This window comes from Pseudomonas sp. NPDC089395 (genome assembly GCF_044749525.1).
In the GTDB taxonomy this organism is placed as follows: Bacteria; Pseudomonadota; Gammaproteobacteria; order Pseudomonadales; family Pseudomonadaceae; genus Aquipseudomonas.
This window is the reverse complement of sequence record NZ_JBIVID010000001.1, coordinates 172,614-190,631: the sequence shown is the minus strand read 5'-3', so window position 1 is coordinate 190,631 and position 18,018 is coordinate 172,614. Positions and strand designations below refer to the sequence as shown.

21 protein-coding genes are annotated in these 18,018 nt (G+C 62.1%); 1 reads left to right on the top strand and 20 read right to left on the bottom strand.

What is annotated here, in order from left to right; all coding sequences use genetic code 11:
- Positions 1-17: 17 nt before the first annotated feature.
- From ispG to trmJ, 15 genes are all read right to left on the bottom strand, one after another.
- A complete protein-coding gene (gene ispG, locus ACIPZG_RS00890) occupies positions 18-1,127 on the bottom strand; it encodes a flavodoxin-dependent (E)-4-hydroxy-3-methylbut-2-enyl-diphosphate synthase (RefSeq protein WP_008092556.1) in 1,110 nt (369 codons plus the stop codon).
- A gap of 3 nt (positions 1,128-1,130) precedes the next feature.
- A complete protein-coding gene (locus ACIPZG_RS00885; protein WP_400709264.1) occupies positions 1,131-2,147 on the bottom strand; it encodes a RodZ domain-containing protein in 1,017 nt (338 codons plus the stop codon).
- Positions 2,144-2,905 carry a type IV pilus biogenesis/stability protein PilW gene (pilW, locus tag ACIPZG_RS00880; protein ID WP_400709261.1) on the bottom strand — a complete coding sequence of 254 codons (762 nt, stop codon included), beginning with the start codon at positions 2,903-2,905 and terminating at the stop codon, positions 2,144-2,146. Before pilW ends, ACIPZG_RS00885 begins: the two co-directional genes overlap by 4 nt.
- A 14-nt stretch (positions 2,906-2,919) precedes the next feature.
- Entirely contained in the window at positions 2,920-4,065 is a 1,146-nt protein-coding gene (gene rlmN, locus ACIPZG_RS00875; protein WP_008092559.1) for a 23S rRNA (adenine(2503)-C(2))-methyltransferase RlmN, read from the bottom strand.
- 28 nt (positions 4,066-4,093) lie between these two features.
- Entirely contained in the window at positions 4,094-4,519 is a 426-nt protein-coding gene (ndk, locus tag ACIPZG_RS00870) for a nucleoside-diphosphate kinase (RefSeq protein ID WP_012316140.1), read from the bottom strand.
- Positions 4,520-4,608: 89 nt separating this feature from the next.
- Positions 4,609-4,809, bottom strand: a complete 201-nt coding sequence (iscX, locus tag ACIPZG_RS00865) for a Fe-S cluster assembly protein IscX (RefSeq protein WP_008092561.1) — start codon at positions 4,807-4,809, stop codon at positions 4,609-4,611.
- An 11-nt stretch (positions 4,810-4,820) separates the two neighbouring features.
- Positions 4,821-5,162, bottom strand: coding sequence for an ISC system 2Fe-2S type ferredoxin (fdx, locus tag ACIPZG_RS00860; RefSeq protein WP_021781772.1), 342 nt, complete (start codon positions 5,160-5,162; stop codon positions 4,821-4,823).
- Between the two features lie 3 nt (positions 5,163-5,165).
- Positions 5,166-7,028 carry a Fe-S protein assembly chaperone HscA gene (hscA, locus tag ACIPZG_RS00855; protein WP_400709258.1) on the bottom strand — a complete coding sequence of 621 codons (1,863 nt, stop codon included), beginning with the start codon at positions 7,026-7,028 and terminating at the stop codon, positions 5,166-5,168.
- 42 nt (positions 7,029-7,070) lie between these two features.
- Positions 7,071-7,592, bottom strand: coding sequence for a co-chaperone HscB (gene hscB / locus ACIPZG_RS00850; RefSeq protein ID WP_008092565.1), 522 nt, complete (start codon positions 7,590-7,592; stop codon positions 7,071-7,073).
- An 8-nt stretch (positions 7,593-7,600) separates the two neighbouring features.
- Positions 7,601-7,924 (bottom strand): iron-sulfur cluster assembly protein IscA, encoded by a 324-nt coding sequence (gene iscA, locus ACIPZG_RS00845; protein ID WP_008092567.1) that lies wholly within the window; start codon positions 7,922-7,924, stop codon positions 7,601-7,603.
- A gap of 32 nt (positions 7,925-7,956) precedes the next feature.
- Positions 7,957-8,343 (bottom strand): Fe-S cluster assembly scaffold IscU, encoded by a 387-nt coding sequence (gene iscU, locus ACIPZG_RS00840; protein WP_007929523.1) that lies wholly within the window; start codon positions 8,341-8,343, stop codon positions 7,957-7,959.
- A 46-nt stretch (positions 8,344-8,389) separates the two neighbouring features.
- Positions 8,390-9,604, bottom strand: coding sequence for an IscS subfamily cysteine desulfurase (locus tag ACIPZG_RS00835; RefSeq protein WP_400709255.1), 1,215 nt, complete (start codon positions 9,602-9,604; stop codon positions 8,390-8,392).
- Between the two features lie 51 nt (positions 9,605-9,655).
- The gene (gene iscR, locus ACIPZG_RS00830; protein ID WP_008092572.1) at positions 9,656-10,147 is read right to left on the bottom strand and encodes a Fe-S cluster assembly transcriptional regulator IscR; all 492 of its coding nucleotides are present in this window, start codon (positions 10,145-10,147) and stop codon (positions 9,656-9,658) included.
- A 180-nt stretch (positions 10,148-10,327) separates the two neighbouring features.
- On the bottom strand, positions 10,328-11,113 hold the full coding sequence (gene cysE / locus ACIPZG_RS00825) for a serine O-acetyltransferase (protein ID WP_400639092.1): 786 nt from the start codon (positions 11,111-11,113) through the stop codon (positions 10,328-10,330).
- Between the two features lie 3 nt (positions 11,114-11,116).
- Positions 11,117-11,872, bottom strand: coding sequence for a tRNA (cytosine(32)/uridine(32)-2'-O)-methyltransferase TrmJ (trmJ, locus tag ACIPZG_RS00820; RefSeq protein WP_400709252.1), 756 nt, complete (start codon positions 11,870-11,872; stop codon positions 11,117-11,119).
- A 151-nt stretch (positions 11,873-12,023) separates the two neighbouring features.
- Between trmJ and suhB the strand changes: the two genes are divergently transcribed.
- Positions 12,024-12,842, top strand: a complete 819-nt coding sequence (suhB, locus tag ACIPZG_RS00815) for an inositol-phosphate phosphatase (RefSeq protein WP_400709249.1) — start codon at positions 12,024-12,026, stop codon at positions 12,840-12,842.
- A gap of 171 nt (positions 12,843-13,013) precedes the next feature.
- On the opposite strand, the gene ACIPZG_RS00810 is transcribed toward suhB, so the two are convergent.
- From ACIPZG_RS00810 to tgt, 5 genes are all read right to left on the bottom strand, one after another.
- Positions 13,014-13,556, bottom strand: a complete 543-nt coding sequence (locus ACIPZG_RS00810) for a glycine zipper 2TM domain-containing protein (RefSeq protein ID WP_400639090.1) — start codon at positions 13,554-13,556, stop codon at positions 13,014-13,016.
- 120 nt (positions 13,557-13,676) lie between these two features.
- Complete coding sequence (secF, locus tag ACIPZG_RS00805) at positions 13,677-14,585, bottom strand: protein translocase subunit SecF (protein WP_400709246.1); 909 nt, start codon at positions 14,583-14,585, stop codon at positions 13,677-13,679.
- 10 nt (positions 14,586-14,595) lie between these two features.
- A complete protein-coding gene (gene secD, locus ACIPZG_RS00800) occupies positions 14,596-16,458 on the bottom strand; it encodes a protein translocase subunit SecD (RefSeq protein WP_400709244.1) in 1,863 nt (620 codons plus the stop codon).
- Positions 16,459-16,521: 63 nt separating this feature from the next.
- On the bottom strand, positions 16,522-16,857 hold the full coding sequence (gene yajC, locus ACIPZG_RS00795) for a preprotein translocase subunit YajC (protein ID WP_008092587.1): 336 nt from the start codon (positions 16,855-16,857) through the stop codon (positions 16,522-16,524).
- 43 nt (positions 16,858-16,900) lie between these two features.
- The gene (gene tgt / locus ACIPZG_RS00790) at positions 16,901-18,016 is read right to left on the bottom strand and encodes a tRNA guanosine(34) transglycosylase Tgt (protein WP_162144435.1); all 1,116 of its coding nucleotides are present in this window, start codon (positions 18,014-18,016) and stop codon (positions 16,901-16,903) included.
- Positions 18,017-18,018 lie beyond the last annotated feature (2 nt).

Sequence of the window (18,018 nt, the reverse complement as noted above, 5' to 3'; positions counted from 1 at the left end):
CCTTACGAATCTGTGTGTCAGCTGCGGGCGATCAGCGCCGCGTCAGCCTCGACCTTTTCGGCCGCTTTCTGGCGGATGAGCTTTTCCAGCTCATCGACCAGGTTGTCATTGGTCAGCTTCTGCGCAGGCTTGCCATCGATGTAGATCAGGTTCGGCGTGCCGCCGGTCAGCCCCACGTGGGCTTCCTTGGCTTCGCCGGGGCCGTTGACCACGCAACCGATCACCGCCACGTCCAGCGGGACCAGCAGGTCTTCCAGGCGCCCTTCCAGCTCGTTCATGGTCTTGACCACATCGAAGTTCTGCCGCGAGCAGCTCGGGCAGGCGATGAAGTTGATGCCACGCGAACGCAGGTGCAGCGACTTGAGGATGTCGTAGCCGACCTTCACTTCTTCGACCGGGTCGGCGGCCAGCGAAATACGGATGGTATCGCCGATACCCTCGGCCAGCAGCATACCGAGGCCGACAGCGGATTTCACCGTCCCTGAGCGCAGGCCACCGGCTTCGGTGATGCCCAGGTGCAGCGGCTGGATGATCTGCTTGGCCAGCAGGCGGTAGGCTTCGACGGCCATGAACACGTCGGAGGCCTTGACGCTGACCTTGAAGTCCTGGAAGTCCAGGCGGTCGAGGTGCTCGACATGGCGCAAGGCAGACTCGACCAGCGCGGCCGGGGTCGGCTCGCCGTACTTCTTCTGCAGGTCTTTTTCCAGGGACCCGGCGTTGACGCCGATACGGATCGGGATACCCCGGTCACGGGCGGCATCGACCACCGCGCGCACACGGTCTTCACGACCGATGTTGCCCGGGTTGATGCGCAGGCAGTCGACACCCAGCTCGGCCACGCGCAAGGCGATCTTGTAGTCGAAGTGGATATCGGCGACCAGCGGCACGCTGACCAACTGCTTGATCTTGCCGAACGCCTCGGCGGCGTCCATGTCGGGCACCGAGACGCGCACGATGTCGACGCCGGCGTCGACCAGGCGCTGGATCTGCGCCACGGTGGCCGCGACATCGTTGGTGTCGGTGTTGGTCATGCTCTGCACCGCGATGGGGGCATCGCCACCCACCGGCACATTGCCGACCCAGATTTTGCGGGATTCGCGACGTTTGATCGGAGATTCGCCGTGCATGACTTACTGTCCCAACTTCAGGCGAGCGGTCTCGCCACTGGTGAACGGAGCAACATCGACGGCCTGGCCGTTGTAGCTGACCTGAGCGCCGCGGGCAAAGCCCAGGCGCACCGCGAACGGTGGTTTACCGGTCAGTTCGAGGTTGTCACCCTTGCGCTTGACGGCGCTGAACAGCACCTTGCCGTTGCCATCGGTGACCTGGGTCCAGCAATCGGCGGTGAACTGGATGGCGACCTTGGCGCTGCCGGCCGGTACGGCGGCGGGCACTGCGGCGGCTACAGCCGGCACGCTGGCCACGGGTGCTACAGGGGCGTTGGGCGCTGCAGGGGCGGCCGGCACAGCCGGAGCCGATATTGCAGGCGTCGACGCTGCGGGTGCTTGTTGAACCGGTGCCGGGGCAGGTACCGCAGGCGCGGCTTCGGCGGCAGTCTCGGAGGCCTGCTCGGCCGGGGCCTGCTCCAACGCCAGCGGTGCGCTCTCGGCCTGCTGGCTGGCGCTCACGGCCTGGTCTTCAGGCTCGTCCAGCGGGTGAATCTGGGTGGTGCCGTCAGCGCTCTCGACCTCGACGTGTTCGAGGGCGATCTTGGCCAGGTCCTTGCCACGCAGGCTGCCCTGGTCTTGCCACCAGATGAAGCTGCCGCCAACGACGGCAACCAGCAGCAACAGGCTGACGCCGCGCAGGATGTTATGCGACAGGCGCACCGGTTCCTCGATACGGCCAAGCGAATGCACTTCGCTGCCCTTGGCATGGGTACCGGTGTACTGGTCGAAGGCCTCGACCAGCGGTGCCTGGTCCAGGTCCATGAGTTTGGCGTAGGCGCGAATGTAGCCACGGGCGAAAGTGTGACCTGGCAGCTTGTCGAAGGCGCCGGTTTCCACGTGGTTCAGCGAACTTACGGTGAGGTTGAGCTTGCGGGCCACCTCGGCTTGCGACCACTCCCGTTTTTCGCGGGCCTGGCGCAACAGCTCACCGGGGTTCTGGCCGGTCGCTGCTGCTACTTCGGGATGCGCGGCTTTCATCGTTGCTCCGACAGGTATTGCTGATATTCCGGCGTACCGGGATAAAGTCGTTGTAATTGCTGGCCCATCTCGGCCAGTGTGCCCTGCTCGTCGAACACCCGGGCAAGACGGCTGCCCAGCAGGAGGCTGCGAGCGCTGTGGCCGCTCAACTGGCTGAAACGATCGTAGTAGTCCCGGGCCGGCACATAATGCCTGTTTTCGTAGGACAACTCAGCCATTTCCAGCAGCGCCCTGGGCTGCCGCTGGTTGAGTTGCAGGGCCTTGGACAGATACGCAGTGGCCTGGTCGCGATTGTCCAGCTTCAGCGCCGTCAGGCCAAGGTTCTCGTATACCCGCGAACGTTCAGGATACAGGCTATCGGCGCTGGCCAGGCGAAACATCTGCTCGGCTTCGGCAAAACGTTGCTGAGCATATAGGAAACTGCCGTAGTTGTTGCGAATTCGCGTATCGCCCGGGCGCGTTTCCAAGGCTTTTTTGAAGTGACCCTCAGCCAGCGCGGGTTCGCCTTCGGCCTGAAACACCAGCGCCAAAGCCGCGTGGGCATCAGCGTCACTGGCATTCAGCGCCAGGGCCTTGCCCAGGGGGACCTTGGCCTGTTCGGTCAAACTTTGTTGCAAATAGCCCAGCCCAAGCTGTACGTAGGCCTGCCCTGCCTGCGCCCTGCCCTGGCGGTTGGCCAGGGGGTCGTTCGCGCCGCCCGACACGCAGCCGGCCAGCAGCAAAAGCGCGAGGATCGACAGCGCGGCGCGCAGGCTCATGGCGAGGGCCGGTCTCAGTGGCGCACGGCGCTGTCTGAAAGCTCAGCGTCGGCAGAGAGCTGACGCACCGCGATGTAGCGCTCGCTGCGGCGGGTACGGTCGTTGACCTGGCCGACCAGCTGACCACAGGCGGCGTCGATGTCCTCGCCACGGGTGGTACGGGTGGTGACGTTGAAGCCACCGTGGTGCAGCAGGTCCTGGAAGCGGCGGATAGCGTTGTTGCTAGGCCGCTCGTAACCCGAATGAGGGAACGGGTTGAACGGGATCAGGTTGATCTTGCACGGTACGTCGCGCAGCAGTTCGATCATCTGCGCGGCATGCTCAGGCTGGTCGTTGACGTCCTTGAGCAGGGTGTACTCGACGGTCAGCACGCGCTTGCCACCGAGGGTGGCCATGTAGCCCATGCAGGACTCCAGCAACACCTTGAGCGGGTACTTCTTGTTGATCGGTACCAGCTGGTTGCGCAGTTCGTCGTTCGGGGCGTGCAGCGACAGGGCCAGCGACACGTCGATGTGCTTGGCCAGTTCGTCGATCATCGGCACCACGCCCGAGGTGGACAGGGTGACGCGACGCTTGGAAATGCCATAGCCCAGATCATCCATCATGATCTTCATGGCGGCGATGACATTGTCGAAATTCAGCAGTGGCTCGCCCATGCCCATCATCACCACGTTGGTAATCGCGCGGTCGATCTTGGCCGGGACGGTGCCGAAGGATTTGTTCGCAAGCCACACCTGGCCGATCACTTCAGCGGCGGTGAGGTTGCTGTTGAAGCCTTGCTTGCCGGTAGAGCAGAAACTGCAGTCCAGGGCGCAGCCGGCTTGCGACGAGACGCACAGGGTGCCGCGGTCGTCAGTCGGGATGTAGACGGTTTCGACGCAGCTGCCGGAGGCAACGCGGATCACCCACTTGCGGGTGCCGTCGGCGGAAATGTCTTCACTGACCACTTCCGGAGGGCGAATTTCGGCAACAGCCTCGAGCTTTTCGCGCAAGGCCTTGCCGACGTTCGTCATGGCGGCGAAATCATCGACGCCAAAATGGTGAATCCATTTCATCACCTGGCCGGCACGGAAGCGCTTCTCCCCGATAGAGTCGAAGAATTTTTCCATTTCCGGCTGGGTCAGACCCAACAGGTTGATTTTGCCAGTAGATGTCGTCATGGATTCACCCTCACCCGTAAGCTTTCGCTTAGCGAGTGGTTACCTCGGTAGCAGCGAAGAAGTAAGCGATTTCGCGAGCAGCAGCCGCTTCGGAGTCCGAACCGTGTACGGCGTTGGCGTCGATCGACTCGGCGAAGTCAGCACGGATGGTGCCGGCAGCAGCTTCTTTAGGGTTGGTAGCGCCCATCAGCTCACGGTTCAGAGCGATAGCGTTTTCACCTTCCAGAACCTGAACGACAACCGGACCGGAAGTCATGAAGGCAACCAGGTCACCGAAGAAGCCGCGCTCGCTGTGCTCGGCGTAGAAGCCTTCGGCTTCGGCTTTGGACAGTTGCTTGATTTTCGAAGCAACGATTTTCAGGCCAGCTTCTTCGAAGCGAGTGGTGATCTTGCCGATTACGTTCTTGGCAACGGCGTCAGGCTTGATGATGGAGAAAGTACGTTGAACAGCCATGGAAAACTCCAGAATATGAGTGTTACGAAAAATTAAACCCGCGAATTATACGCGGGTTCCAGGGGATTGCCTAACCTGCAGCGTCGCGCTTAGTCGGCTTCATCAATCCAGGCCGCCTGGATGGCCTCGAGCACTTTCTCACCGCCACGTGACGGATCGTCGCTGAAGTCTGGCAAGGCCAGCACCCAGCGGTGCAGATCGACGAAATTCACATAACGAGGATCGACTTCCGGCTTGCTTTCCGCAAGCTGGATGGCGATCTCAAGTACATCAATCCATTTCAGGCTCATCGGGGCAAACCTCAGTGCGGCGCTTCGGCAGCGTGGTTGAGCGAATACTTGGGGATCTCGATGGTCAGGTCTTCGTCGGCGACCACCACCTGGCAGCCGAGGCGCGATTGAGCCTCCAGGCCCCAGGCCTTGTCCAGCATGTCTTCTTCCAGCTCGTCGGCTTCTTCAAGCGAATCGAAGCCCTTGCGGACGATGCAGTGGCAGGTGGTGCAGGCCTTGACGCCACCGCAAGCGCTTTCCATCTCGATGTGATGGTCGTGGGCCAGCTCCAGGATGTTGGTCCCGGGCTCGACTTCCACGGTCAGCCCTTCAGGGCAGAACTTCTCGTGCGGCAGGAATGTCACCAGCGGCATCGGTTACTCCTCGATCTCATTCAGGTTGCGCCCGGCCAGTGCGGCTTTGACCGTCGAATCAAGGCGACGGGCGGCAAATGCATCGGTCACCTGCGACAGACGCTTGGTCTGTTGCTCGATGGCTGGGCCATCGGTGCCGGTCAGCAAATCACGTAGTTCTTGCATCTGGAATTCGATGGCTTCGCGCTCTTCGCTGCTGAGCAGGCGCTCGCCATCGGCGTCCAGGGCGCCCTGTACCGCTTCGAGCAGACGCTCGCCATCGACCTGGTGCTCGCGCAGCTGACGGGCCTGCTTGTCGGAGCCGGCGTGCTCGAAAGAGTCCTTGAGCATACGGGCGATCTCGCCGTCGGTCAGGCCGTAGGACGGCTTGACCTGAATGCTGGCTTCAACGCCCGAGCCCAGTTCGCGGGCCGCGACGCTGAGCAGACCGTCGGCATCGACCTGGAAGGTGACGCGGATCTTCGCCGCGCCAGCGACCATGGCCGGAATGCCGCGCAGCTCGAAGCGCGCCAGGGAGCGGCAGTCGCTGATCAGCTCGCGCTCGCCCTGCAGGACGTGGATCATCATGGCCGACTGGCCGTCTTTATAAGTGGTGAATTCCTGGGCGCGGGCCACCGGAATGGTGGTGTTGCGCGGGATTACCTTCTCCATCAACCCGCCCATGGTCTCAAGGCCCAGGGACAGCGGGATGACGTCGAGCAGCAACAGTTCGCCACCTTCGCGACGATTGCCAGCCAGGGTATCGGCCTGGATCGCGGCGCCAATGGCCACCACCTGGTCAGGATCGATCGAGGTCAGCGGGGTACGGCCGAACAGCGTGCCGACAGCCTCACGCACACGCGGTACACGGGTCGAACCACCGACCATCACCACCGCACCCACTTCTTCCAGCTCAATACCGCTGTCGCGCACCGCGCGGCGGCAGGCCTTGAGGCTGCGGGCGATCATCGGCTCGATCATGGCCTCGAAAGCAGTACGACTGAGCTCGCCCTGCCAGGCGCCATGACTGACACTGACCACGTCGGCGTCGGTCAGGGCTTCTTTGGCGGCGCAGGCGGCTTGCAGCAGCTGACGCTGCGTGGCCGGATCGAGGTCGGCAGAAAGACCCGCCTGCTCGATGATCCAGCCGGCAATGGCGTGGTCGAAGTCGTCACCGCCCAGGGCAGTGTCGCCACCCGTGGCCAGCACTTCGAACACACCAGCGGTCAGGCGCAGAATGGAAATGTCGAACGTACCGCCACCCAGGTCATAGATGGCCACCAGGCCTTCGGCATTCTGGTCCAGGCCGTAGGCCACGGCTGCCGCGGTCGGCTCGTTGAGCAGGCGCAGTACATTAAGGCCGGCCAGCTTGGCCGCATCCTTGGTCGCCTGGCGCTGGGCGTCATCGAAGTAAGCCGGCACGGTGATTACCGCACCTACCAGTTCACCGCCCAAGGTCTGTTCGGCACGCTCGCGCAGCACCTTGAGAATGTCGGCAGACACTTCCACCGGGCTCTTCGGCCCCTGGACAGTGTCGATGAACGGCATGTGCGACTCGCCACCAATGAAGCGGTACGGCAGCTGCTCGCCAAGCTGCTTGACGTCAGCCAGGCCGCGCCCCATCAGGCGCTTGACCGACAGCACGGTGTTCAGCGGGTCGCTGGAAGCTGCTTCGCGCGCCGCCAGGCCGACCTCATTGTGGCCGGCCAGGTAACGCACTGCCGAGGGCAGAATGACGTTGCCCTGCGCATCGGGCAGGGGCTCGCTGCGACCGCTGCGCAAGGCAGCGACCAGAGAATTGGTGGTACCCAAGTCGATGCCAACCGCCAGGCGGCGCTGGTGCGGCTGAGGGCTTTGACCGGGTTCGGCGATCTGCAGTAGGGCCATGCTTATCTAATTACCTTAGGCGTCATCACGGGAGGCGCCGGGTTAATCGTCGAGGCGCTCTTCCAGTTGGCGCACTTCTTGGGCGAGCTTGTCGAGGAACTGCATGCGGCGCATCAGGCGCTCGGCCTGGTCACGCTCGGCAGGCACATCCCAGCAGGCGGCGAAATCCTCGTTCAGCGTGTCCTGGGCACCTTTGAGGCGCTTCTTGAACACGGCAACACCGTCGAGGTCGGCTTCGTCCTGCAGCTCTTCAAGCTCTTCACGCCACTGCATCTGCTGCAACAGGAAGTCGGGGTCATGGACCGTGACTTCCTGGGGCACTTCGTGGCCACCGATGGCCAGCAGATAGCGGGCACGGCGAGGCGCACTGCGCAGTGTCTGGTAGGCGTCGTTAAGGGCCGCGGACTTCTCCAGCGCTACCCGTTGCTCACGCTCGGAGGCGTCGGCAAAACGGTCAGGATGAACCTCGCGGGCCAACTCGCGATAGCGAGTGGCCAGCTTGTCGAGGTCCAGACGAAAGCACGGCTGGAGATCAAACAGAGCGTAATGACAAGGAGTACCCACAGCCAGCCTCAGACGTTGAAGCTTTCGCCGCAGCCACACTCACCGCGCACGTTGGGGTTGTTGAACTTGAAGCCTTCGTTCAACCCTTCCTTGACGAAGTCCAGCTCGGTGCCGTCAAGGTAGACCAGGCTCTTGGGATCGATGATCACCTTGACGCCATGGTTCTCGAACACGGTGTCTTCGTCCGCCAGTTCGTCGACGAACTCCAGCACGTAGGCCAGGCCCGAGCAACCGGTGGTGCGCACGCCCAGGCGGATGCCCTCGCCCTTGCCGCGCCCTTCGAGGGAACGCCGCACATGGTTGGCGGCGGCTTCTGTCATGCTGATAGCCATCGGAACTCCTTACCTATTACCTTGCAGGCGACTTAGATCAAGCCTTTCTTCTGCTTGTAGTCGCGCACGGCTGCCTTGATGGCATCCTCGGCGAGAACCGAGCAGTGGATTTTCACTGGCGGCAACGCCAGTTCTTCCGCCAGCTGGGTGTTCTTGATGGTTTCGGCTTCGTCCAGGGTCTTGCCCTTCATCCACTCGGTGGCGAGGGAGCTGGAAGCGATGGCCGAACCGCAGCCGTAGGTCTTGAACTTGGCGTCTTCGATGATGCCTTGCTCGTTGACCTTGATCTGCAGACGCATCACGTCACCGCACGCAGGGGCGCCGACCATGCCGGTACCGACATCCGGGTCCTCGGCATTCATCTTGCCGACGTTGCGTGGGTTTTCGTAGTGGTCGATGACCTTTTCACTGTATGCCATGGTGCAATTCCTTCCTCATCAGGGAGCCGCTCTTGCCGGCGACTGCTTAGTGGGCGGCCCACTCGATCTTGGAGATGTCGACGCCGTCTTTGTACATGTCCCAGAGTGGCGACAACTCACGCAGTTTGTTCACCGCCTCGCAGACTTTCTGCGCGGCGTAGTCGACTTCTTCTTCGGTGGTGAAACGGCCGAAGGAGAAGCGGATCGAGCTGTGCGCCAGCTCGTCGTTACGGCCCAGCGCGCGCAGTACATACGACGGCTCGAGCGAAGCGGAGGTACAGGCCGAACCGGACGATACGGCGATGTCTTTCAGCGACATCAGCAGCGACTCGCCTTCGACGTAGTTGAAGCTCAGGTTCAGGTTGTGCGGCACGCGTGCGGTGCGGCTACCGTTGACATACAGCTCTTCAAGGTCCGAGACCTGCTTGAAGAAGCGGTCGCTCAGGGCCTTGATGCGTACGTTTTCAGCGGCCATATCCTGCTTGGCGATGGCGAAGGCTTCGCCCATGCCGACGATCTGGTGGGTCGGCAGGGTGCCCGAACGCATGCCGCGCTCATGGCCACCGCCGTGGATGATCGCTTCCAGACGCACACGCGGCTTGCGGCTGACGTACAGCGCACCGATACCTTTCGGACCGTAGACCTTGTGCGCGGAGAACGACATCAGGTCGACTTTCAGCTTCTGCAGGTCGATTTCGACCTTGCCGGCCGACTGGGCGGCGTCGACATGGAACAGTACGCCGCGCGAACGGGTCAGTTCACCGATGGCGGCGATGTCGTTGATCGAGCCGACTTCGTTGTTCACGTGCATCAGCGAGACCAGGATGGTGTCGTCGCGCAGCGCCGCCTCGACCTGGGCCGGGGTGACGATGCCGTCTTCGCCTGGCTCGAGGTAGGTGACTTCGAAACCTTCACGCTCCAGCTGGCGAGCGGTATCCAGGACCGCCTTGTGCTCGATCTTGGAGGTGATGATGTGCTTGCCTTTGGTCTGATAGAAGTGCGCCACGCCTTTCAGGGCGAGGTTGTCGGACTCGGTGGCACCGCTGGTCCAGACGATCTCGCGCGGGTCGGCGTTGATCAGCTCGGCCACCTGGCGACGGCCATTCTCGACCGCTTCTTCAGCCTTCCAGCCGAACACGTGGGAACGCGAGGCCGGGTTACCGAAGTTTCCGTCGACCAGCAGGCAGTCGGCCATTTTCTGGGCGACGCGGGGATCGACCGGTGTGGTCGCGGAGTAATCGAGGTAGATCGGCAACTTCATTGAGTATCTCCTATCAGGCGGTGGCGTCGCTCATCGTCACTTAATAAAGGGTCAGTCGACGGCGGACGTCTCAATCTTGTCCAGCTGGGCAGTACGGCCTGCGACACGACGCAGGTCCTGGCGCTGGGCGACTTCCTGCACCTCACGGCGCATGACGAGGTCGGCCAGGCTGATGCCGCTGAGAAATTCATGGATCTGCTGGCTGAGGTCGCACCACAGGTGGTGGGTCAGGCAGGTGTCACCGGCATGGCAATCCCCCAGGCCTTGGCAACGGGTGGCATCGACCGATTCGTTGACCGCGTCGATGACCTGGGCCACCTGGATGGTTTCCATGCCGCGCGACAGCTGGTAGCCACCACCCGGACCGCGCACGCTGGAGACCAGGCTGCTACGGCGCAGCTTGGCGAACAGCTGTTCCAGATAAGAGAGGGATATGCCCTGGCGCTCGGAAATGTCGGCCAAAGACACCGGCCCATGCTGCGCATGCAACGCCAGGTCGAGCATGGCGGTCACGGCGTATCGGCCTTTGGTAGTCAGTCGCATGGCTAGTGGGTACCACGGGAGTTACAGGATGTGTGCGAGTATGCGATTCCCGAGCATTTAAGTCAACTATTAGACCTACTGCTTTAGTCGGGTTTGGCATCTGGGAGGCGGGCGCGATTGTAGCAGCAAAGGGGCGTAAGCACACGCCCCATATGTCAGCACGCGGTCAGCGGGGCGTTTTCAATGCGACTGAGTGTCGCGCCGAGCTTCCTGGGCCACTTCGCTGAAGTCGTCTTCCGGCAGCGCCGGCAACTCCTTGGCACAGTAATCACTGCCCATCTTGGTCAACGCGCCGCACATGCCTTCCAAGCGCTCGTCCACCGCCTGCAGGTGATCGAGCATCTGACCAATGGCCCGAGCCACCGGGTCGGGCATGTCGCCACTGACACCATAGGCATCGAAGCCGATCTTCTCGGCCATGGCCTTGCGCTTGGCCTCGAGCTCGCTGTCTTCGCTCTTGACGATGATCCGCCCCGGAATACCCACCGCCGTGGCGCCGGCCGGCACCGCTTTGGTGACCACCGCATTGGAACCGATCTTGGCCCCGGCACCGACGGTGAACGGGCCCAGCACCTTGGCGCCGGCACCGACCACCACACCGTTTTCCAGGGTCGGGTGGCGCTTGCCTTTGTTCCAGCTGGTGCCGCCCAGGGTCACGCCCTGATAAAGGGTGACATCGTCACCGATCTCGGCGGTTTCGCCGATGACGATACCCATACCATGATCAATGAAGAAGCGCCGGCCGATGGTGGCGCCGGGGTGGATCTCGATGCCGGTCATCCAGCGCCCGAAGTTGGACACCAGGCGCGCCAGCCATTTGAAGTCGCGCTTCCACAGCGCGTTGCCCAGGCGATGCAGCCAGATCGCGTGCATGCCCGGGTAGCAGGTCAATACCTCGAAGGCGTTGCGCGCCGCCGGGTCACGATGGAAAACGCTCTGGATATCTTCACGCAGACGTTCGAACATCTGTCAGTCCTTCCGTTTATGCGGCTCGCCCCGTGCGACCTTCTGGGTCTCGGTGAGGATGCCGCGCAAAATGCTCATTTCCGGACGCTCGACCGAGCTTCGCCCATACAGCCGGCGCAGGCGCGCCATCAGGTGCTTGGGTTTCTCGGGATCAAGGAAGCCGATGTCCACCAGGGTTTTCTCCAGGTGTTCATAGAACAGCTCCATTTCATCCATGGTCGCCAGCTCGCTGGCGTCGACCTTCTCGACTTGCGGCGCCGAACCTTCAGCTGCCAACCAGGCCATGCGCACCTCATAGGAGAGCACCTGGACCGCGGCGGCAAGGTTCAGCGAACTGAAGTCGGGGTTCGAGGGAATGTGCACGTGGAAGTGACATCGCTGCAATTCTTCGTTGGTCAGGCCGGCGTGCTCGCGCCCGAACACCAGGGCGATCTCTTCGCCGCCGATGCCATGCTCCACGGCCTTGGCCCCGCATTCACGGGGGTCGATCAGCGGCCAGGGGATGCTGCGCTCACGGGCGCTGGTACCCATCACCAGGTTGCAGCCGACCAATGCGTCTTCGAGGCTGTCGACCACCTGGGCATTGGCCAGCACGTCGTCGGCACCCGAGGCGCGCGCACTGGCGTCAGCGGCCGGAAACTCTTTTGGCTGCACCAGCACCAGACGCGACAAGCCCATGTTTTTCATGGCACGCGCAGCGCCGCCGATGTTGCCGGGGTGGCTGGTATTGACCAGAACAACACGAATATTTTGCAGCAAGGTGTTGTGCTCACAGAGGCAGGATTTAGAGGTTTCGATCTTACAGAACCGACCAGCGTAACGCTATGAAAGCAAATGTGACACTTCTGCCGCCAAACTTTTCTGCTAGAATGTTCGGCTTTCTTCTTTAACATCTCCAGGTGACCCGCCCATGCAGCCTATGCTGAATATCGCCCTGCGCGCCGCTCGCAGCGCCAGTGAACTGATCTTCCGCTCCATCGAACGCCTGGATACCATCAAGGTCGACGAGAAAGAGGCCAAGGACTACGTTTCCGAGGTCGATCGCGCCGCCGAACAGAGCATCGTCAACGCCCTGCGCAAGGCCTACCCGAACCACTCCATCCAAGGCGAAGAAACCGGCCTGCACGCGGGCACCGGCGAAGAAGGCAAGGACTACCTGTGGATCATCGATCCGCTGGACGGCACCACCAACTTCCTGCGCGGCATTCCTCACTTCGCCGTCAGCATCGCCTGCAAATACCGCGGTCGCCTTGAGCATGCGGTCATCATCGACCCTGTGCGCCAGGAAGAATTCACCGCCAGCCGCGGCCGTGGCGCCCAGCTCAATGGCCGCCGCCTGCGCGTCAGCTCGCGCACCAGCCTGGAAGGCGCCCTGCTCGGCACCGGCTTCCCGTTCCGTGACAACCAGATGGCCGACATGGACAACTACCTGGGCATGTTCCGCGCCCTGACTGGCCAGACCGCCGGCATTCGCCGTGCTGGTTCCGCCAGCCTGGACCTGGCCTACGTCGCCGCCGGCCGTTTCGACGCCTTCTGGGAGTCGGGCCTGTCCGAGTGGGACATGGCAGCCGGCGTGCTGCTGATCCAGGAAGCGGGTGGCCTGGTGAGCGACTTCAACGGTGGCCACGACTTCCTCGACAAAGGCCACATCGTCGCCGGCAACATCAAGTGCTTCAAGGCCGTGCTGACCGCTATCCAGCCGCACCTGCCAGAGCACATGAAGCGCTAAGCGCCGATTGCAGGCACAAAAAAGCACCCTTCGAGGGTGCTTTTTTTATGCCTGAATTTTGTGTTGCTTGTACCGGCCTCATCGCCGGCAAGCCGGCTCCCACAGGGGCCGTACTGCCTTCAACTGTGGGAGCCGGCTTGCCGGCGAGGGGCCAGCACAGGCGACATCAATTCACTGGCCAGCTTCGCTGAGGATCAGCTTGCCATTCTTGTCCAGCGGAATGGTCTGGCCCGGCTCGCGATCCATCTTCACCTTGCCCACCTGGTCACCGATGGAATAGGTGACGTTATAACCGACGACCTTCTCACTGATGTCATTGACCGTGTTGCAGCGGGTTTGCGTGGTGGTGTAAGTGTCACGCTCCTGCATGCCTTCCTGCACCTTGTTACCGGCATAACCACCACCGACCGCACCGGCCACGGTAGCGATCTTCTTGCCCGTGCCACCGCCGATCTGGTTGCCCAGCAAGCCGCCGGCGATAGCACCGACCACGGTACCGGCGATCTGGTGCTGGTCCTTGACCGGCGCCTGACGGGTCACGGCGACATCCTTGCAGACTTCACGCGGCGTCTTCACCTGCTGCTTGATCGGCTGCACGTCGGTGACCTGGGCGTATTCAGGCCCTTTGTTCACCAAGCTGTAGGTCGCCACAGCACCTCCGGCAGTTACACCGACAGCACCCAGTACCGCACCCACCAGCATTGATTTGTTCACTTGAACCTCCTGATCGTACCTGCGGGGGTCAACCCGCCTTCTCCCTGCCTTGGAGCGAAAAAAAAGGCGCGAGTTCAACACTCGCGCCTTTTGTCCTACCGAACGGTCAGAAATCAGCCCTTACGGACGTTCATCCACGCCCTCGTCCTTGGCAGGCGGGATCAGGTCTTCGCTGTTCAGGTTGAGCCAGATCAGTACCACGTTGGCGATGTAGATCGACGAGTAGGTACCGGCCATGACGCCGATGAACAGTGCCAGAGAGAAGCCGAACAGGTTGTCACCACCGAAGAACAGCAGCGCGGCGATCGCCAGCAAGGTCGAAACCGAAGTGGCGACGGTGCGCAGCAGGGTCTGGGTGGTCGAGACGTTGATGTTCTCGATCAGCGAAGCCTTGCGCATGACGCGGAAATTCTCACGCACCCGGTCGAACACGACGATGGTGTCGTTCAGCGAGTAGCCAATGATCGCCAGCACCGCCGCCAGCACCGTCAGGTCGAAGGTGATCTGGAAGAACGAGAGGATACCCAGGGTCACGACCACGTCGTGGATCAGCGACACGATGGCGCCGACCGCGAACTTCCACTGGAAGCGGAACGCCAGGTAGATGAGGATGCCGCCCAGCGCCAGGAGCATGCCGAGGCCGCCCTGGTCACGCAGCTCTTCACCCACCTGCGGGCCGACGAACTCGACACGCTTGAGCGTGGCCGGGTTGTCGCCGCCGATCTTCTGCAAGGCTTCAGCGACCTTGTTGCCCAGCTGCGGGTCATCGCCCGGCATGCGCACCAGCAAGTCGGTGGTGGCGCCGAAGCTCTGCACCACGGCCTCATGGAAGCCGGAATTGGCCAGTTCGGTGCGCACGGTCTGCAGATCGGCCGGGCGCTCGTAGGTCAGCTCGATCAACGTACCGCCGGTGAAGTCCAGGCCGAAGTTCAGGCCTTTATGCCACCAGCTGAACAGCGCCAGCACGGTGAGGAGCACGGTAACGGCGAACGCGACATTGCGCACGCCCATGAAATTGATGGTTTTCATCGTAGCTCCCTCAAACCCACAGCTTCTTGATGTCACGCCCGCCGCAGGTCAGGTTGACCAAGGCACGGGTCACCATCACGGCAGTGAACATCGATGTGAAAATCCCGAGGGACATGGTCACCGCGAAGCCTTTGACCGGCCCGGTACCCATGGCGAACAGGATGCCGCCCACCAGCAAGGTGGTCAGGTTGGCATCGACAATCGCCGAATAGGCGCGATTGAAGCCTTCGTGGATGGCGCGCTGCACCGACATGCCTGCAGCCAGCTCTTCGCGGATACGCGAGAAGATCAGCACGTTGGCGTCTACCGCCATACCCATGGTCAGCACGATACCGGCGATACCTGGCAGGGTCAGGGTCGCACCCAGCAGCGACATCAACGCCAGCAGCAGCACCATGTTGCCCGCCAACGCAATGGTGGCCAGCACGCCGAAGCCACGGTAGATGGCGATGATGAACAGCGAGACGAACAGCATGCCCCACAGCGATGCATCGATACCCTTGGTGATGTTGTCCGCGCCCAGGCTTGGGCCGATGGTACGTTCTTCAGCGAAGTACATCGGCGCGGCCAGACCACCGGCACGCAGCAGCAGGGCCAGTTCCGACGACTCGCCCTGGCCGTTGAGGCCGGTGATGCGGAACTGGCTGCCCAGCGGCGACTGGATGGTCGCCAGGCTGATGATCTTCTTCTCTTCCTGGAAGCTCTGTACCGGCACTTCCTTCTCGACACCGTCGACGGTCTGCTTGACGTAGCGGGTGACCGGCTTCTGCTCGATGAAGATCACCGCCATGCTGCGCCCGACGTTGCTGCGCGTGGCGCGACTCATCAGCTCGCCACCATGGCCATCGAGGCGGATGTTCACCTGCGGGCGACCGTGCTCGTCGAAGCTGGCCTGGGCGTCGGTGACCTGGTCACCGGTGATGATCAGACCACGCTCGACCTGGGCGGAACGGCCGCCTTCACGGAACTCGAAGACCTCGGTAGTAGCCTTGGAGGCGCCCGGCTCGGCACCGAAGCGGAACTCCAGGTTGGCGGTCTTGCCGAGAATACGCTTGGCTTCGGCAGTGTCCTGCACGCCTGGCAGTTCGACCACGATGCGGTTGGCGCCCTGGCGCTGTACCAGCGGCTCGGCCACGCCCAGCTCGTTGACCCGGTTGCGCACAGTGGTGAGGTTCTGCTTGATCGAGTATTCGCGGATCTCGGCGACTTTCGCCTGGGTCAGCGCCAGACGCAGCACGGCGAGCTCGTTGCGCTCGGTGGTGGTCAGGTCGAAATCATTGAAATTCTTGCGGATCAGGGCACGTGCCTGTTCGCGGGTAGCATCGTCAGCGAAGCCCAGCATGATGCCGCCATCCTGCTGTGGCAGGCTGCGGTAGCGGATGCGCTCTTTGCGCAGCAAGGTCTTGACCTCGCCTTCGTAGACTTTCATGCGGGCGCTCATGGCCTTGTCCATGTCCACTTCCAGCAGGAAGTGCACACCACCGGACAGGTCCAGGCCCAGTTTCATCGGGCTTGCTCCCAGGTTACGCAGCCATTGCGGAGTGGTCTGGGCCAGGTTCAGGGCCACGACGTAATCATCGCCCAGTGCCTTGCGCACTACATCCTTGGCTGGCAGCTGGTCTTCCTGGTTGGTCAGGCGTACCAGCCCGCTGCCCTTCTCGCCCAGGCTCGCGCCCTTGACGGTGATACCGGCATCGGTCAGCGCCTTGGTGACGCGGTCGAGCTCGGACTGGCTCACATGCAGCGCCGAGCTGGCACCGCTGATCTGCACCGCAGGATCATCCGGGTAGAGGTTGGGAGCGGAATAAATAAAACCGATCGCCAGTACCAACACGATCAGTGCGTATTTCCACAGAGGGTATTTGTTCAGCATCACGCCGCCCGTTCAAGACGCGGGGCGCGTTGCGCGCCCCGACTGGAAAGAAAAACCGGTAACTCAGATAGCCTTGAGCGTACCTTTTGGCAGGGTCGCGGCAATGGCGCCCTTCTGGAACTTCAGCTCGACAGTGTCGGAAACTTCCAGCACCACGAAATCATCGGAAACCTTGACGATCTTGCCAGCGATGCCGCCGTTGGTGACAACTTCATCACCTTTTTGCAAGTTGCTCAGCAGGTTCTTCTGCTCTTTGGCGCGTTTGGCCTGTGGACGCCAGATCATCAAGTAGAAGATGACCAGGAAACCAACCAGGAAAATCCACTCGAAGCCGGTGCCGGCAGGGCCAGCGGCGGGTGCAGCAGCGTCCGCATAGGCGGCGGGGATCAAGAAGCTCATTGGGCACTCCAGTTGTAAAGTTTTAATAGATTAGTGCGAACAGTCAGTCCAAGGGCGGCACGGGAAGCCCGCGCTTGGCGTAGAAGGCGTCGACAAAGGCGGCCAATTTACCCTGTTGAATAGCCTCGCGTAAACCGGCCATCAAGCGCTGGTAATGGCGCAAGTTGTGGATGGTATTCAGCATGCTGCTCAGCATTTCGCCGCACTTGTCCAGGTGATGCAGGTAGGCGCGGGAGAAGTTTGTGCAGGTATAGCAATCACAGGTCGGATCCAGCGGCGAATCATCGTGGCGATGGAACGCATTGCGGATCTTGATCACCCCTGTATCGACGAACAGATGGCCGTTGCGCGCATTGCGCGTAGGCATCACGCAGTCGAACATGTCGACGCCGCGGCGCACACCCTCAACGAGATCTTCCGGTTTGCCTACCCCCATAAGGTAACGAGGTTTGTCAGCAGGCATCTGTGCCGGCAGGTAATCCAGCACCTTGATCATTTCATGCTTGGGTTCGCCCACCGACAGGCCGCCGATGGCCAGGCCGTCGAAGTCGATGTTGACCAGCGCCTCCAGCGAGCGCATGCGCAGGTCTTGGTACATACCGCCCTGGACGATGCCGAACAGCGCCGCGGTGTTGTCACCGTGGGCGTTCTTCGAACGCTGTGCCCAGCGCAGCGACAGCTCCATGGAGGTGCGCGCCACGTCATGCTCGGCCGGGTACGGCGTGCATTCGTCGAAGATCATCACGATGTCCGAACCCAGGTCGCGCTGCACCTGCATGGACTCCTCGGGCCCCATGAACACCTTGGAGCCGTCGACCGGCGAGGCGAAGGTCACGCCCTCTTCCTTGATCTTGCGCATGGCGCCCAGGCTGAACACCTGGAAACCACCGGAGTCGGTGAGGATCGGGCCTTTCCACTGCATGAAATCGTGCAGGCCGTTGTGCTTCTTGATCACCTCGGTGCCCGGGCGCAGCCACAGGTGGAAGGTGTTGCCGAGGATGATCTCGGCACCGATGGCCTCGATGTCACGCGGCAGCATGCCCTTGACCGTGCCATAGGTACCCACCGGCATGAATGCCGGGGTCTCGACCGTGCCACGGGGGAAGGTCAGACGACCACGACGGGCCTTGCCGTCGGTGGCCAGCAGTTCGAAGGACATTC

Coding starts and splice junctions, on each gene's coding strand:
- ispG (WP_008092556.1), bottom strand. CDS start 1,127: ATGCACGGCGAATCTCCGATCAAACGTCGCGAATCCCGCAAAATCTGG.
- ACIPZG_RS00885 (WP_400709264.1), bottom strand. CDS start 2,147: ATGAAAGCCGCGCATCCCGAAGTAGCAGCAGCGACCGGCCAGAACCCC.
- pilW (WP_400709261.1), bottom strand. CDS start 2,905: ATGAGCCTGCGCGCCGCGCTGTCGATCCTCGCGCTTTTGCTGCTGGCC.
- rlmN (WP_008092559.1), bottom strand. CDS start 4,065: ATGACGACATCTACTGGCAAAATCAACCTGTTGGGTCTGACCCAGCCG.
- ndk (WP_012316140.1), bottom strand. CDS start 4,519: ATGGCTGTTCAACGTACTTTCTCCATCATCAAGCCTGACGCCGTTGCC.
- iscX (WP_008092561.1), bottom strand. CDS start 4,809: ATGAGCCTGAAATGGATTGATGTACTTGAGATCGCCATCCAGCTTGCG.
- fdx (WP_021781772.1), bottom strand. CDS start 5,162: ATGCCGCTGGTGACATTCCTGCCGCACGAGAAGTTCTGCCCTGAAGGG.
- hscA (WP_400709258.1), bottom strand. CDS start 7,028: ATGGCCCTACTGCAGATCGCCGAACCCGGTCAAAGCCCTCAGCCGCAC.
- iscA (WP_008092567.1), bottom strand. CDS start 7,924: ATGGCTATCAGCATGACAGAAGCCGCCGCCAACCATGTGCGGCGTTCC.
- iscU (WP_007929523.1), bottom strand. CDS start 8,343: ATGGCATACAGTGAAAAGGTCATCGACCACTACGAAAACCCACGCAAC.
- ACIPZG_RS00835 (WP_400709255.1), bottom strand. CDS start 9,604: ATGAAGTTGCCGATCTACCTCGATTACTCCGCGACCACACCGGTCGAT.
- iscR (WP_008092572.1), bottom strand. CDS start 10,147: ATGCGACTGACTACCAAAGGCCGATACGCCGTGACCGCCATGCTCGAC.
- cysE (WP_400639092.1), bottom strand. CDS start 11,113: ATGTTCGAACGTCTGCGTGAAGATATCCAGAGCGTTTTCCATCGTGAC.
- suhB (WP_400709249.1), top strand. CDS start 12,024: ATGCAGCCTATGCTGAATATCGCCCTGCGCGCCGCTCGCAGCGCCAGT.
- secF (WP_400709246.1), bottom strand. CDS start 14,585: ATGAAAACCATCAATTTCATGGGCGTGCGCAATGTCGCGTTCGCCGTT.
- secD (WP_400709244.1), bottom strand. CDS start 16,458: ATGCTGAACAAATACCCTCTGTGGAAATACGCACTGATCGTGTTGGTA.
- yajC (WP_008092587.1), bottom strand. CDS start 16,857: ATGAGCTTCTTGATCCCCGCCGCCTATGCGGACGCTGCTGCACCCGCC.
- tgt (WP_162144435.1), bottom strand. CDS start 18,016: ATGTCCTTCGAACTGCTGGCCACCGACGGCAAGGCCCGTCGTGGTCGT.